We start from the raw sequence: 16,687 nt of genomic DNA, 5'->3' as shown, positions 1-16,687 counted from the left end.
TTTTAAATTTTTTTTGCAAATGCGGTGTCACCACCCAAGGCAAAATAAAGACTGACATAGGACTGCATTAAGCTACTTTGCGTTTCAATCCATTGCTGTTCTGCACTAAGTAAATTGCGCTGTGCATCCAAAACGTCTAAATATCCCACAGCACCGTTGTCATAACGCAGTTGTGCTAGCCGTGCAGTTTCCTGGAAAGCACTGAGTCCTTGTTTCTGAATCCGTAATTGTTGATCTAAATATTTCTGTTGAACCAGTGCATCAGAGACTTCACGGAATGCGTTCTGTACCGTCTTTTCATACTCTGCCACTGCAATCTCTTTACGCACTTCTGCTAAGGTCAAATTATTTTTTAGACGACCCGCAGTAAAAATCGGCACACTGATACTTGGAGCAAACGACCAAACACTGCTGCCAGATTTAAATAAATCGTCTAAATCTGCACTGGCTGTTCCAAAACTGCCCGTCAGTGCGATACGTGGAAAAAATGCTGCGCGTGCCGCATAGATATTGGCATGCTTAGATTTAAGCATTGCTTCCGCAGCATGAATATCAAAACGGTTCAACAATAAGTCTGAAGGCAAACCCGTTTGTAGCATACTTGTTTTAAAAGTCACTTGATCTAAATCTGTTTTAGGCAAAGAAATCGGCTGTCCCACCAATTGCACTAAATAGTTTGCAGTCAGTGCACGGGATTTCTGTAATTCAGCCACTAAAGCTTGACCATTACTGAGCATTGTTTTTGCTTGCATGTATTCCACTTTAGAGCCTGCACCCACCTCAAAACGGCGCTTAAAAATTCGTACTGATTTTTCATAATTCTGTACAGAACGCTGAGCAAAATGGATACGTTTATCCAGTTCAGACAGCGTTAAATAACTTTGAACAGTCTGCTGCATAATACTATTGCGTGCTGCATGCACATTGCTTTCAACTGCAAGAAATTGCTGCAAAGCCGCTTCATTCAAGCTGCGGATACGACCCCACAAATCCAGCTCCCATTGGTTCATGCCAAGACCCACAGAATACTGACTGGATGTCACTTCTCTACCGACATAAGATAAGTCGGCAGGCACATGACTGCGTTCCATGCTCGCAGTACCACCTATATTCGGAAAAAGTTCAGCACGTTGAATGTTATAAGCCGCTTGTGCTTCATGCATACGTAATGAAGCAATCTTTAAATCCTGATTCGCCACTAGTGCCAGATCGACAATATTAATAAGTTGTTGATCTTTGACATAATCAATCCAAGAAAGTGCTTGGTAAGAGTGCTGAGTTTGAATCGGATAATTATGAGATAAAGAAATTTTAGGCTGTTGATAAGGATCTATTTGTTGACAACCAGTAATACTGAATATAATTAAAAAACTACTATATTTTAATTGGGTAAATTGCATAATATTATTCACCCCAAAAATTAACAGAATGATACAAATGAGAATTTGAAAACATATTTTTCAAATGAATATAAACTAACTGCTTCAATCTAATTTCAATATTAAAATTAGGATCTACCATCCAGTTATGAACTAAACCCATCAATGATGTTTTAAGAAAATCATGTACCATTTCAATATCTACATTTCGTGATAATTCCTCTAGAGCTAATGCTTCTTTAAGCCATTTAATAGTGTTTTCCTCACGAATATTACGAGATTTTACCAGACATTCATTTAAAATTTTATTTTGTTCTAAACCATAAAATCTCAACCAAAAATATGCTCTATATTTTTCACGATACAAATAAAAATCATCTGAAATACTTAAAATTAATGAATTAATAGCATCTAAACCATATTTATTATTAGTTGCAATTTTAGATTTCTCATTTAACCAGTTTTCCAAATAATTTAAAACTCGAACAAGTAATTGATCCTTAGAACCATAGCGCCTAGAAACCAAACCGCGACTGTATCCTGCATTCACACCTACTGCCTCTAATGTAACTGCATTAACGCCACCTTCTGATAGAAGCTTAATAGTCTGATTCACCATCTTAAAATCAGATTCAATTGCTCTAACCTGTGTCTTTTTCTTAAAAAAAGCATTATTCAAGTTTTCTTTATGTTCTAAAACAGTTGAAATCTCAAGACTCACAACAGCCCCCATCCAAAGACATATAAAAATATTTCTATTAACAACTTTTTCTTATAAAGAATATAAACTTAAAATAAAAAAAGGTCAAAAATTAATTTTTTAATATTTTAAATACTAATAAATATTAATAAATAACAATAACTTATATTAATAACACTAATAAAAATAATAATTAAAAAAATACCGATCTTTTTAGTCGGTTTTGTTTTACTGGCACAAAAAAAAGTTGTTGCAAAACAACTTTAATCATAAAACAATAACATTGACTACAACTGAATTTATAATTATTTTATTAAAAATTTTTTAAACGAGACTTAAAATGAATTATCAAGACCTCTCCATTAAATTAATTCAAGAACAATATAAACTCAAGAATTCTAAATCAAAAAGTATATTAGTAATAATTGGCGGAATTGAACTAACGCGAAAAAATGAATCAATCAAAAAGCTAAGTGAATTAATGGATCCTAGATATTTAAAAATTAAGGCTGAAACCCCAAATAGAGTCAAAGAAAATAAATTAATTTGGCAACCATACATAAATGACATTCCAAAAAAAGGACAAATCATGTTTTTTTATGGAAATTGGTATACTGATTTACTAGCGTCAACTATATTAAATGATGAAGAAATACAAAATAATACATTCAACGAACACTTAAAGCGTATATATGAATTTGAAAGTTACTTAAAAAATAATAATGTAGATATTATTAAAGTTTGGTTTGAAGTTTCATGGAGCAAAGTAAAAATTCGCACAAAAAATATTGATATTATTGATAAAATCCAAAGAGTTCCACGTTTTACATGGGATGATTTTCCACAAAAAAAATGGAAAACTAAAACCTTATACAATCAAATTAAAACTTTAAGAAATAGATTCACCCACGATTGGGTAATCATTAATAGTGAAAACAATATAGAAAGAAATACACAGTTTTCTCAATTAATACTTAAACATCTAAAACTACCACCTGTACAAATTAAGAATAAATTAAAATATCAGGCGGCACCTATTCCTTCAAGTTTAACTCAAATAAAAAAAAGTGAAATTAGCCACATAGAGTATAAAAAAACCATTAAACAACTAGAAAGGAAAGTCGCAGATGTTCTACGTTATTCATCACATAACGTTGTATTAGTTTTTGAAGGTATGGATGCCGCAGGTAAAGGCAGTTCAATTAAGCGCATCATTAAATTTCTAGGGCTACACGAATATAATATTCATAGTATTTCAGCACCAGAAAATTTTGAACGATTACGTCCTTATTTGTGGCGTTTTTGGAATAAGCATTCAACGAATGGGGCACTTAATATTTTTGATCGCAGCTGGTATGGACGTGTACTTGTAGAACGTGTAGAAGATTTAATTAACCCAATAGAATGGCAAAATGCTTATGAAGAAATAAATCAGTATGAAAAACAACTGTCTGATACGAATACAATTGTTATAAAATTTTGGCTAGCAATTTCAAAAGATGAACAATTACGTCGTTTTTACATGCGAAAAAATACACCTCAAAAAAACTTCAAATTAACAGAAGATGATTGGCGTAATAGAGAAAAGTGGGATGCCTACTTACAAGCAGCTTCAGATATGTTCAAATACACGAGCACAGATATTTCTCCTTGGTACATCATTGCCAATGATAGTAAATATGCTGCACGAATTGAAATTTTGCAAACTATCCTTCATAGCGTACAAAATAAAAATTTAGGTCACTTAGAAAACTTATAAGATTATATAAAGATATTTTATAATCAAATCAGGTGCCATTAGCATCTCTAAAGAATGAGTCCAAAAGCATTTGAAACAGCTTCAAAATGAGGCTGTCTCATACTGGGATAACTAGAGCTGTCCCCTATGAACTCAAAATAATAGCCCTCTAGGTAAAGAGGTCCATTTTAATTTTGAGGCTGTATTAATTTAATATTCAACTTCTTTCAGTTCTTTAGCTATTAAAAATTTTCAAGCTCCGTTTTTATCAGGCTTGAAACTATACCTCTAATGTGTAAATAAGGCTGAAAACTCGAGTGGGAGATTGATTGCTTAGAATATTTGTAACAATTTCTACCTGTTTCAATTTTTTAATTTCCTAAGTAAGAACCTCTATATCTTTAAATATACAGCATGTTATAGATTGTTATTTAGTTCTTAAAATTATATAAAAATAACAACATATTGTATATTAATTGTAAATATACACAAAATATAGGGTGAATCAACCTTGTTTAATATTTCAAAAAATTATAAGAATATTCACTTGATTATTTTTTAAACTTTTTGGGGACTCTCATTTTTATGGGAACAACTTTTGATTTTGATGAAGAATTTGGCATACCAAAAAAATTGTTGTGCAAAAATTTTAATAAAGTCCAAATCAGTGTACATCCTTATTTTTCTGGAATTTATCTTTGCTATCAAGAGGCTTTTAAATCCTTAAAAACTGATTTGTCTACATTAAATCCAAGTCTCGAACTTCATGTATGGAAAGATCCTAATATCTCTAGTTTTACCATTACAAATAATTTTCAGTGGTTTATATATTGGTCTCAGCACATACCAAAAAGTATTAACTTACTTGTTCATTCTTTCCCTCAAAATGAGGAGAAAGTTGAACTATTAAAAAAAGAGGCAAGTTTGGAATTCATGAAATTTCTGTCCTCTTATCATCATGATCTGGATCGAATGAACCCTGCAAAAATGCAATCGCTGATCAATGCCCATATTTCATCTGAAGTTATCCTGGCTTTAAACAAAGAAAATTCTTTCAAACCTCACCGTACTATGAGCTTAGACCTGCTAGCAAAACTACTCTCATACACACGAAATCAACTGAATTACCGCAATAAAGTTATAAACCGGAAAAGACAAAATGTGCTTGATCAACTACAACAAACCAGTGGGATTGTGCAACAGCTTTTAAACAATGTGGACTTCGTTCTCACGCCAGACCAGCTATGGAAAACATAATGTCAGAACCTAACCCAAGCCGTCAAAATGCTGCTGATATTCCGCGGGTATCATTAAAACAGACACTGGAAAAACTCTTTGATGATGAGCAACTCCAACGTACCGAACATATTCAATATGTTGCTGATTTACTGATTTCACACCCAACTGATCAATGTTTGGAAGGGCTGAATCTCGATCTATTAGATTTTGATCTAGAAACCAATTCTGTTGTTGCTAGACCCGCTGCCTTGGTCTCTTCTCGGAAACATACTGTTAGCGCAACACCAGTCATTTGGTATGTGAACTCAATTGCACAATTAGCAGAGTCAGAAGAAAATGCTTTAATCTGGAATATCCTAGTCTTAAAAGCAGCAATCTATTTAATTGCACTGCCAGACATTAAACCTGAACTTTTTGAAGAGGATCACACTGAACATTTCAATACTGTAAAACGTTTATTCCAGCGCTTCCGTACCGCCAATCGGGTTCTGAGTTCCGAAAAAGAATATCAAAATACTCCTGAATATAGACTCCTTTGGGAAAAGTATCTTAAAGATCCCTCCCTTTCCTTAGTTGAGTTTATTCGGTATTTGAATGAGGTTATTGATGAAGAACGTGATAAAGAGCCGTCTCATGATTTTATGCAAAACCTGCTAAAAGTGATCCGCATCACCTTTAATTATGTTTTGGAAAAGAGGGCAAAAATTGCCAAAGCGAGTATTGAAACTACACTGCAACATGAGTTTTTAGACGAAGATCAGCTGATTGTAGAAAGTTCAGAAATTAAAAAAGGGCAAAAGTCCAAAGCTCTCAATATAGAAAAACAACTAGATGACCAAGATACACGTCAAATACTTGTAGACCCAACTATCGTTACCCCTCTTGCTGCATATTCAGAATCCAGCCAGAGCTATGTGCTGCCTCTGGTTGCCAAGCATATTCAACGAAAAGAACATTTGCTGCCATACAGCAGCCTCTTTCCTAATATCACAAGTATAAGTGCTCTACTTACTGAACTATATAAAAATTACATTGTTGAAATTGAAGAGGACTGTAACGACAAAGATAAAGAAACCAAAAAAAAGAAGGCCTCCTTGATCCTGATGCTGTCATTTCTGACCGGAAATAAAATCCAGGAGTGGCTACGTCTACAAAGTAAACGTGCTAAAAATTTAAATGCTCGCCAACAGATCCGTCAAAGCAATGGACAATATTTTCTGAGGAGTAAATTTTCAATTTTTGAAAATAAGGATTTTGCTTATCCAGATGGTTTGCTCAACCAAACAGTCTATCTAGATATCCCGATTCCAAATTCATTTATTGCTTCGCTACGAGATGGTAACAGCGTTACGGAAGAGGATCTTCAGCAATATTTGAAACAGCTGAGAACCAAACTTTATATTCCAAAATTATCATTAATAAGAATTAGCTCTCTTTTACATCAGACTATTTTGCAACGCACTGGAAATAAACAGCTTGCTGACCTTCTCACCGGTATTGATGCAAACAAGTCTTCTTCTACTTCTTATTGCCATCAGAATATTCAGGCTTTACAGACCGAGTATGTCTCAATTTTAAAAGAGCTGTGTGAGTCGTTATCCGATGACTACAAGAATATCGAATATGCTGCAGAAAAAAACTTTGGCAGCCGCAAAGCACCTACTTCAAATGTGATTCAAAATATTTTTGCCACACTCAAATTCAGAATAATTTCACAAAAAGAAGACGACTGGATAGCAATTTTTAATCATTACAATCTGTGGATGTGGCATTTCTTGTTGCTCTTTACTGCCGCACGACCCGTCGCTGAATTTCCAGGTTTTTTAAAAAGTTTTAACCTGAAAAGAAAAATATGCATGGTTTCCGATAAAGAAGTGGGGGGGCGTCAAGGCTATGGACGTTTAATTCCACTGGGTCATTTTGTCGCACAAGAACTCCAGAAATTTATAGATTTTTTACATTATTTTAAAATTCAAATTGCTCCTAGTCAGCCAGAAATTCCACAACATATTCAACAAATTTTAGAGAGCAAGCTCCCACTGTTGAATATCTTTCAGGATGGTCAATGGAAACCCTTAAAGCCATCGATTATAAAAAAATTTAATCCTGAGTTAGATTTGCACCATGAAAACTGGCACCGGCATACTGCCCGTGCGTTTCTCTGCCATAAAATTAGCGAAATTGAAATTTTAGCTTTATTCGGTCATGAACCGATGCAGCAAGAAGCTGCTCATCCTTATTCCAGCTTATCTATTTCACAATATTCAAGCATTGCTCATATTCTTGAACAAATGAAAGATCATTTTAATATTACCGGTATTGAACTCGATGTCCTCACTCAATAAACGTACTAAGCAAATTCAACCACTATATGCAGAAGAACGTAGAAAACGAGACCGACTCGATCAGGAAAAACAGCTTCGAGCAGATGTAGAACAGGAACTAATTCAATATTTCCAAGAACAAGATTTGGAACAAAAAGAGCACCTTGAATCCTTCTATCCAGCAATTTATGAGTTTATTAAACGCAAAGCTCCAAGCTTGGCATGGAAAAAATATGCGCATGAATTTTTTCGATCGTATATTAAAAAAATCAATCTAAATCGTCGTGAGACTTTGCCCCTACCGAATCTGACATTTGAGATGCAGCGTGATCAGCCGGTTTTTACCATGGACTGGATCGAGAAGGGACATCAGGTTGATGAAGTTCTTGATAAGCTTTGGGACTACTGGATTCTAGCGAAAGATAGCAAGACATTTTCTGATGATGAAATCATTGGGAATATTGTTATTTCTGCCCTGCTTTACTCAGGCTTAAATCAAAAATCCTCTTTAGAAGCTTTGCTTGAACATTTAAAAGATCCGGCAAAAATCAGAAAGATCGAAGATCTGAACATTATATTTTTAGAACCGCTCTCCCCCTCTTATGGAGATCTCTTTATTGACGAAAAAACTATTCGTAAATCGCGTAATTTTATTCCTGATCAAATTACCCGCTTATGGTTAATTCATTTTAATAGCAGAAATATTCGTACAGTAAACCAGAATGTAGAAGATTATCTACAGCTTATTTTTAATAAGATTAAGTTACCATTTAATCTCAAAACTTATAAATTATTACGCGACTACGCCAGCTTTAACTGGATGCAACTCCCAAAAGTTGATATTGATCCTGCTCTCTCACAATGTCTCATTGAAAATACTGCAACCTGTGGCTTATCAGAAATAGAATTTGAAAGATTTCTTCATCCAAAATTTAAATATCAGCAGGACACTCTTACTGATTCAAATGTAGAAAAATCACCATCTATTGCGGGTCAATCCTACTCCAATGATGATATTCAGCAAGCCTTGAATGATGTTATAAAGATTCACAAAGACCTTTTACAACTGATTCGTACATCACAAACCGATCAAAGCATTGATGCACTAATTATTGAATATTGTCTTGAAAATGCTGATAAATTTAATGAGTATAGTAAACGTGTCGCCTTATGGCTCATCAGCCTTTATAAACCAGAATTAGCACAGATTCAGCCACTGGCTGAACGTTTTAATTTTTGCGTAAACCAATTTCAAAAAGCGTTTCAGCAGAATAGACCGTTAGCAGATAGTTCCATTTACACTTATTACTCCCGTATTGCTGAGCCCTGGCTCACCCATTCCTTACAATATCTAGATAGCGAAGATGATCTGAATACGAACCTAGCGAAGATCTACCAACAAATTATTACGAACACCCGTCTCGCAGATGAAGCAGGCCAACCTGAATTTAAAAAATCCAGAGGTCAAACCAGCAGGATGTTGAAGCGCTTCCATAGCTTTCAACGAACAGTTTTCGAAGCTGAATCTCTCGAATTAGAATCACTCGCCATACAAAATAGGCCTAGAGCCCGTATTATTGGCCCTTTGACTTATCAAGCTTTCATGAACAAATTAGATACCTTATTTTCAGGTGCTAATAGTCAAGAAAACACTTATAAGACATTAAAAATCATCTATATCTTAGCTTACCGTACCGGTATGCGTATTAATGAAATTCTAGGCTTACGTGTGCGGGATATCGAGGGCTTGAGCTGTCTATCAGTATGGATTCAGCCCTATGGCTCAAAAAAGAAAGGAAACTTACATCAACTTAAAACAGATAGTGCTGAACGCAAAGTTCCTGTGTATTGCTTATTAAAAACCGATGAATATCAACTATTTCATAATCATGTAGTCGAGCAACGTTTACTCAATCAGCAAAACTTATACTTATTCCGTAATTGGAATGAAAATAGCAAGCTGAACAAACATACGGTGACAACACCTTTTAGAATGATTATGAACGAGCTTTTTAAAACTCATGATTATTCTTTTCACTCATTTCGACACACGGCTGCCAATCACTTATCCGTTCTGCTCAACTGCGATTACGCTCCCCTAGTCAAGAATCTGACGGATTATACTGAAGAACAATATCAGTCCATTCGGACAGAGTTACTCCGTCATACACATGGTCAAAATCATTGGTTTATGATTGCCCATTTACTGGGTCACATTGACCCTACAGAAACTTTTAAAAGTTATATTCATCTAAGCTACCTGATTGCTGGGCATAAAATACTGAAATATCACCCAGACATCGATACTCAACTGGCAAAAAAGATGATGGGCTACCTACCTTCTTTCAAATTTTTAAACACAGTAAAAGATTCTGCTCCATTCAATTTCGAAAAGCATGCTGTTCATTTAAGTCAGCAGTTACTCAACGATCAAACTGACTGGTTAAAAAGTAACGTAGAAGACATTCTAGATGAGGTTTCATTTAACTCAAAGCATCATGATTTTTTTAAATATTTCGCGGGAACAAAAGAATCCAAAGTTTCATTTGCATGGTTTTTTAAGTGCCTAAATTTACTGGAAATTCATCATGATCCAGATCGGGTATCACAAGAAATGAGTTTACCTGTCGAACTGGTTAACTACTGGTATGAAAATGCTAAACAACTGGGCCAACTCAAGTCTCAAAAAAACAACCCAAGGTTATTTGATCTCAACAACACAAATCATCTGGATAAACCTTTGAAACCCTCGATGATAGATACCGTTGAAGAGCGCAAAGCAAGGAACTATTTCTTTGAAAATATTCAAAATATCTTTGAAAAAAAGCCAGATCAAATAAAAGCGGTGCTTGAGACATTTTTAAGTCGTGTTACAGTTTCGCATACCGGCATTCATTATCGCTGGAATAAAATTGATCAATTGGAATCATTTTATTGCAAGGTAAAAGACCTGTTTCCCCATCAATTTTGGCATTTGCTTGGACAAGACTTGGTACAATTGCTAGATAAAAAGAAACAACCTTTATTACTGAAGCTGGCTAAATCGAGCACAACAGAGCATCCTACGACTCAAGAAGATTATGTTCGTCTCCAGCTTTACTCGACAAAAGATGCCAAAGCACTGGCCGCATTTAAATTTTGCTTACATCTAGCATGTATCGGCAGACCTCGATCTCTTGAACTTAAAGCTGAAGGTCTAAAAATAACCACATGCTGTTAAATAATTTAACCGTTGCTTCCTTATCTAAAGCCAAATTTAATATATCTTCAGTAAAAATTGGATGTCTGAGAGTAAGCGTCCGCTGAGCCCCACTTTTTCTAACTCATTAATACCGCGATAGTGTCCACTAAAATTTAAGTGGACACCTATTTATGGATTTAAAGACAGTTATAGACACTGCACCAACGCTAAAAAAGCCCCGTCGAACCTTCACGGCTGAATTTAAACATCAACTTATTCAGCAATGCCAGCAGCCAGATACATCGGTGGCTAAGGTCGCAATGCAACATCAGATCAATGCCAATCTGTTGCATAAATGGATTCGTCAGTCCAGATCAATGGTTCCATCATTAACAATCTCATCCATTCCACAGACCGACTTCCTTCCCGTCATTCTTCACCCGACGCCAGTCAAACAAGAAGCACCTCCGCCACCTGTGCCAGAGAAGAAAGCTACCGCTCATATCAGGATTCCATTACATGATGAACAAGGTTCCGTAAGGGATCAGATGATCGAAATCGAATGGCCTGTGGAGTCAGTAACTGAATTACTGCTTTTACTTCAGGGCTTGATCAAATGATCCGTATCGATGAAATCTGGTTGTCTACCCAGCCCATGGACATGCGTGCGGGTATGGATACGGCCATGGCGCAGATTATGAAAGCCTTTGGCTCAATCAAACCGCATTGCGCCTACCTGTTCTGTAATAAACGTGGCCATCGTATGAAAGTGCTGGTACATGATGGACTGGGCATCTGGCTGTGTGCCAGGCGGCTGGAACAGGGAAAATTCCACTGGGCTAAAGTTCACCAGGGTGAAAACGTAGTTCTCAGTCCAGAACAGTTACAGGCACTCATTCAGGGTTTGCCCTGGCAGCGCATCGGACGACAGCAAGTGGTAACAATGCTCTAAACCAGGCTGCTACATTGTGCTATTCTCCAAACGTTCTATTTCCTCTGCGTCATGACCTCAGGCATACTGCGGTCATGAAAATGCTGCCTGATTTAAGCCAACTGACCCATGAACAACTGCTGGAATTTACCCGGCAGTTGGCGATGCAGCATCAGTCTCTGGCACAATCAAATCAAGAATTAGAAAAATCAAACCAGCAATTGGATGCCAAAGTTCAGCATCTTTCTATTCTCAATCAAAAATACGAGCATGAACTGGCGCTGTTTAAAAAGCATAAATTCGGCAGTAAAAACGAACATCTCACCGCAAAACAAATCCATCTATGGGATGAGGCGGTCGAAGAAGATATCGCAGCAGTCGATCTGGAACTGGAGCGGCTGAATGCAGATAAAACCGATGCAGCGACACACAAAGCCAAAGCAAATAAACCTAAACGTCGACTGCTGCCCGATCATCTACACACCATTCGTATTGAGCATGAACCAACATCAACCCAATGTGCTTGTGGCTGCCAACTCCGTCGTATCGGCGAAGATATCAGTGAAAAACTGAATTTCAGACCGGCACAGTTCTATAAGGAACAGCATGTTCGTGGCAAATGGGTCTGTGATCAGTGTGACACCCTGACTCAGCAAGCGATGCCCGCCTATGTGATTGATAAAGGTATTGCCAGTCCTGAACTACTGAGCCATGTGCTGGTCTCGAAATACGCTGATCATTTGCCGCTGTACCGTCAACGTCAAATCTTTCTACGCGCAGGAATTGATCTATCCAGATCAACCCTGTCCGACTGGATAGGTCGCTGCGGTGTAGAACTGGAACCTCTGGCCAATGCTTTAAAAGAGGTGGTGCTGCAACAGCGGGTGCTGCATGCAGATGAAACACCAGTCACCATCATGCGGATGGGTGAGAATGATAAAAAACCGAAGAAAGGTTATGTCTGGGCCTATGCCACTACACAGTACAATCCAGTTCAAGCCGTGATCTATGACTTTCAGGATAGTCGTTCAGGTCAGCATGCAGAAGAGTTCCTGAATGGCTGGCAGGGCCATCTGGTCTGTGATGATTACAGCGGTTATAAAGCACGCTTTAAATCAGGTCAGGTCATTGAGGTGGGCTGCATGGCGCATGCGCGTCGTAAATTCCATGAGCTACATGTGACCGGGAAAGTCAGGTCGCTGAACAGGCATTAGTGCTGATTCAGAAACTGTATGCCATAGAAGCAGAACTCAGGAAAAAGACCGATGGTACAGCAGAACAGTGCCGCGAATACCGACAACAGCATAGTCAACCGGTGATGCAACAACTGTATGAATGGCTCAACCAACATCAACTGACTGTGCCATCGAGTTCTCCAACCGCCAAGGCGATCAATTACAGTCTGAAGCGTTGGCCAGCCTTAAGCCGCTATCTGGATGATGGCAATCTACCCATTGACAATAACTGGGCAGAGAACTCAATGCGCCCCTGGGCGTTGGGACGTAAGAACTGGTTATTTGCAGGTTCGCTGCGCAGCGGTCAGCGAGCAGCCAATATTATGACATTAATCCAGTCAGCAAAGCTGAATGGGCTGGATCCGTATGCCTATTTAAGTGATGTTCTGAAAAGGTTGCCGACACATAAAGTGACCCAAATAGAAGAATTACTTCCACACCGCTGGAAACCCAACTCAAATTAAAAAATAGCTATGGGGCTCAGCGGACGCTTACTTAGATCGTTTACGGATGAGCCATGCTTATAGTGTTACTTTTGATAATGGTAAGGAATTTGCCGAACACAAAAGAATCACTGATGCCGGCATAGATACGTATTTTGCTGATCCTTACAAGTCTATTCAACGAGCAAGGAATGAAAATACGAATGGTTTAATCCGGCAATATCTGCCAAAATCATCATCGTTTGATGACGTGTCAAACGAACAAATAGAGCAGATAGAATTTGCACTCAACCATCGTCCTAGAAAAACACTAGGTTGGTATACGCCTAGTGAAGTTATGGCTGGTTTTTATACTGTTGCACTTGCCGCTTGAATCCGCCAATATTAATGGAATGACTTTAAATTCACTTTTATAACTAAGCAAAGCCACAATTAATCAGAAATTATGATAAGATCAGCTTTCTTAAAAAATGTGTTTTTTATAAAGATGAATTGCTTAGGTAATTTTTACTGTCTTTAGCACATTTTATTATTTTTTCTTTTTTTTTAATTCACATCCTATTTTGAACAGATTTTTAATCGCTCAATTTAGGATTGTATTTGCTTATCTTTATAATGCTTATATTTCAAATCCTAAATTGTGACACTCAAAATTGGAGAGGTAATTAAGAACTCAAAACTAATGGAGATAGCAATGGATCGAATTGCAATTATTGGTGCTGGCCCAAGTGGCATGGCCCAATTAAGAGCGTTTCAGTCAGCAAAGGCCAAAGGTCTACAAGTTCCTGAAATTGTATGTTTCGAAAAACAAAATGATTGGGGCGGGCTATGGAACTATACTTGGCGCACTGGTATAGATGAACATGGGGAACCTGTCCACGGCAGTATGTACCGCTATTTATGGTCAAATGGCCCCAAAGAAGCGCTAGAATTTGCCGATTATACTTTTGATGAACATTTCAAAAAACCAATCGCTTCATATCCGCCACGTGCAGTACTGTGGGATTACATCAAAGGCCGTGCAGAAAAAGCACAGGTCAAAGATTTAGTCCGTTTCAATAGTGCCGTTCAGCATATTGCCTATGATGAAACAACGCAAAAATTCACGGTAGATGTCGAAGATTATGCACAACAACAGCACTATTCAGAACAATTTGATTATGTTGTCGTTGCATCTGGACACTTCTCTACCCCACGTGTTCCTGTTTATGAAGGCTTTGATCAATTCCATGGTCGCATTTTGCACGCACACGACTTCCGTGATGCGCTGGAATTTAAAGGTAAGTCTGTGTTATTGGTTGGCAGCAGCTACTCTGCCGAAGACATTGGTTCACAATGTTATAAATACGGTGCTAAGCAAATTTACAGTTGCTATCGCAGTAAAGCCATGGGTTTTAAATGGCCTAAAAACTGGTCTGAAAAGCCACAATTACTGCGTGTAGATGAAAATACTGCTTATTTTGGTGATGGAACATCTGCCAAAATTGATGCCATTATTTTATGCACAGGCTATTTGCACCACTTCCCATTTATTGAAGATAACCTACGCCTCAGAACACATAACTGCCTTTATCCGCAGGGTTTATATCAGGGTGTGGTGTGGGAAAAGAATCCTCGCTTGTTCTACTTGGGCATGCAAGATCAATGGTACACCTTCAATATGTTCGATGCGCAAGCATGGTTTGTCCGTGATGTGATTTTGGGCAAAATTACTTTACCAAGCACGGCAGAAATGCAGAGCCATACGCAGACCTTACATGAAAAAGAGCAGCGCCTATTGAACGATGAACAATCTGCCCGCTTCCAAGGCGATTACATCAAACGCCTGATTGCGCAGACGGACTATCCATCATTCAATATTGATGCAGTGCATGATATTTTCATGCAATGGAAAAAGCATAAAAAAGAAAACATTATGGGCTTTAGAGATAAAGTCTATCGCTCAGTAATGACTGGAAAAATGGCTAAGCCACATCACACGCCATGGTTATATGCGCTAGATGATTCTTTAGAAAGCTATTTGGAAGATGAAGCGCAGCGTGAAGTGATGTAAGGCTTAATCACAAAAAGCCACACAATACGCAGCAAAATAGCCAACAAGCCCCATAAGTTATGGTCATGGGGTTTGTTGTTTGGACGGCTTTGTTGCACAAAGATTTCATAACTATATGATTTTAAAAATTTTGATTTTTTTGATCCAAAATTAAATTTATGTAAATCAGATGCTTACATATTTATGCAACAAAGCCTGACAAAATTAAAATATACCCCTGAAATCAGAGAAAGAGCGGTTCAATTATTGATTGAATCCGAGAAAGATTATCCATCGAATTGGGCTGCAGTTTCCGCAATTGCTCCTAAAATTGGCTGTACTCCTGAAACACTACGTGTTTGGTATCAAAAATACTTGGATCAACAAAATCCAATCAAAGTACAACAATTTTCAGATCAAGAACGTATCAAACAACTGGAACGTGAAAATAAAGAACTGCAACGTGCGAATGAAATTCTACGTAAAGCAGCCGCTTTTTTCGCCCAGGCGGAGCTCGACCGCCCACACAAATAATGGTGGATTTCATCCATAACAATAAAGACTTATATGGTGTTGATGCGATTTGTAGGATTTTACCGATCGCAGCTTCAACCTATTACCGAACTTTAGATCTCGCTGACAATCCAGAACCTCGAGCGAAACGAGATCGACATGATGAGCATCATGCTGAACAAATTCAACGAATTTGGAAAGAAAGTTCAGGTCGATATGGTGTGCGTAAGGTCTGGCAACAATTGAAACGTGAAGGTTATGTTATCGCACGTTGTACAGTTGCTCGATTGATGCAGAAGCTAGGTATACAAGGTGTTTGGCGTGGTAAGAATAAACAAATCACCCGTAGCCGAGATGATCAAAAAAGAGCACATGATTTAGTGAAACGTAATTTTAATGCTGATCATCCTGACCAACTGTGGGTGAGTGACTTTACGTATATTCAAACTCATTCAGGCTGGGTCTATACCGCCTTTATTATTGATGTGTTCTCACGAGCAATTGTTGGATGGAAAGTATCTACACGGATGAATACGTCTGAGAAACGATAATCAAATAGTATAAACTCTAGGTATCAGCAACGTCTGAAACTGAGATCAGTCATGCATAAAACGTCAGAAAAAATTGCAAAACAAAAAAAGGTATTAACTAAAGCTGTTTTATCATCTGGAAAACAACTTGGTTTAACACTGGACCAGCTTGCTATCGTTATCAATTTAGATTCAGTGGAAACTTTAAATTCGCTTCAGTTAGATCCCGATTCAAGTCAAGGAGAACTCGCAATTATTTTAATTCGTATTGCGATATCACTAGATGCTCTAACAGGTGGAGAGGCTAAATGGATGCAGCATTTTATGAAGTCACCAAATAAGCTAACCAAAGGCATTCCGATAAAACAGATTCAGACTACTCAGGGATTAGCTACTGTATTAAACGTAGTCGAAGGACTTCGGCTTCAGGGTAAATATTAAG

Annotated in this window: 10 protein-coding genes, 3 pseudogenes and 1 other annotated feature; of the genes and pseudogenes, 11 read left to right on the top strand and 2 right to left on the bottom strand. The window is 37.5% G+C overall.

All coding sequences use genetic code 11. The annotated features are described in order from the left end of the window. Positions 1–2 precede the first annotated feature (2 nt). Entirely contained in the window at positions 3–1,400 is a 1,398-nt protein-coding gene (locus ACTJIX_RS01800) for an efflux transporter outer membrane subunit (RefSeq protein ID WP_005137632.1), read from the bottom strand. 4 nt (positions 1,401–1,404) lie between these two features. Next, entirely contained in the window at positions 1,405–2,100 is a 696-nt protein-coding gene (locus tag ACTJIX_RS01795; protein WP_005137634.1) for a TetR/AcrR family transcriptional regulator, read from the bottom strand. A gap of 319 nt (positions 2,101–2,419) precedes the next feature. Between ACTJIX_RS01795 and ACTJIX_RS01790 the strand changes: the two genes are divergently transcribed. From ACTJIX_RS01790 to ACTJIX_RS01740, 11 genes and pseudogenes are all read left to right on the top strand, one after another. Further along, positions 2,420–3,838 carry a phosphate--AMP phosphotransferase gene (locus ACTJIX_RS01790; RefSeq protein WP_121594233.1) on the top strand — a complete coding sequence of 473 codons (1,419 nt, stop codon included), beginning with the start codon at positions 2,420–2,422 and terminating at the stop codon, positions 3,836–3,838. Between the two features lie 564 nt (positions 3,839–4,402). After that, positions 4,403–5,074, top strand: a complete 672-nt coding sequence (locus ACTJIX_RS01785; protein ID WP_005137638.1) for a hypothetical protein — start codon at positions 4,403–4,405, stop codon at positions 5,072–5,074. After that, entirely contained in the window at positions 5,074–7,401 is a 2,328-nt protein-coding gene (locus ACTJIX_RS01780; protein ID WP_121532971.1) for a hypothetical protein, read from the top strand. Before ACTJIX_RS01785 ends, ACTJIX_RS01780 begins: the two co-directional genes overlap by 1 nt. Next, positions 7,385–10,600, top strand: coding sequence for a tyrosine-type recombinase/integrase (locus ACTJIX_RS01775; protein WP_440611115.1), 3,216 nt, complete (start codon positions 7,385–7,387; stop codon positions 10,598–10,600). The genes ACTJIX_RS01780 and ACTJIX_RS01775 overlap by 17 nt, the downstream gene beginning before the upstream one ends. Positions 10,601–10,752: 152 nt before the next feature. Then, the gene (gene tnpA / locus ACTJIX_RS01770) at positions 10,753–11,181 is read left to right on the top strand and encodes an IS66-like element accessory protein TnpA (RefSeq protein WP_440611114.1); all 429 of its coding nucleotides are present in this window, start codon (positions 10,753–10,755) and stop codon (positions 11,179–11,181) included. Next, positions 11,178–11,513 carry an IS66 family insertion sequence element accessory protein TnpB gene (gene tnpB, locus ACTJIX_RS01765; protein ID WP_440611113.1) on the top strand — a complete coding sequence of 112 codons (336 nt, stop codon included), beginning with the start codon at positions 11,178–11,180 and terminating at the stop codon, positions 11,511–11,513. Before tnpA ends, tnpB begins: the two co-directional genes overlap by 4 nt. A 74-nt stretch (positions 11,514–11,587) precedes the next feature. Continuing rightward, positions 11,588–13,191, top strand: a pseudogene (gene tnpC / locus ACTJIX_RS01760) (IS66 family transposase). A 31-nt stretch (positions 13,192–13,222) separates the two neighbouring features. Next, positions 13,223–13,543 (top strand): annotated as a pseudogene (locus ACTJIX_RS01755) (IS30 family transposase); the annotation flags it as partial. A 321-nt stretch (positions 13,544–13,864) separates the two neighbouring features. Beyond that, a complete protein-coding gene (locus tag ACTJIX_RS01750) occupies positions 13,865–15,223 on the top strand; it encodes an NAD(P)-binding domain-containing protein (RefSeq protein ID WP_440611112.1) in 1,359 nt (452 codons plus the stop codon). 195 nt (positions 15,224–15,418) lie between these two features. Beyond that, positions 15,419–16,251: pseudogene (locus ACTJIX_RS01745) on the top strand (IS3 family transposase); the annotation flags it as partial. Next, positions 15,694–15,810, top strand: a sequence feature (AL1L pseudoknot). (Overlaps the previous pseudogene by 117 nt.) 66 nt (positions 16,252–16,317) lie before the next feature. Further along, entirely contained in the window at positions 16,318–16,686 is a 369-nt protein-coding gene (locus tag ACTJIX_RS01740; protein ID WP_440611111.1) for an MbcA/ParS/Xre antitoxin family protein, read from the top strand. Position 16,687: the final 1 nt, after the last annotated feature.

The sequence above is a fragment of the Acinetobacter sp. 22323 genome, from assembly GCF_052044895.1.
Taxonomy (GTDB): Bacteria; Pseudomonadota; Gammaproteobacteria; order Pseudomonadales; family Moraxellaceae; genus Acinetobacter; species Acinetobacter schindleri.
The sequence above is the reverse complement of the archived record's forward strand: the minus strand, read 5'-3'. Positions and strand labels throughout refer to the sequence as shown.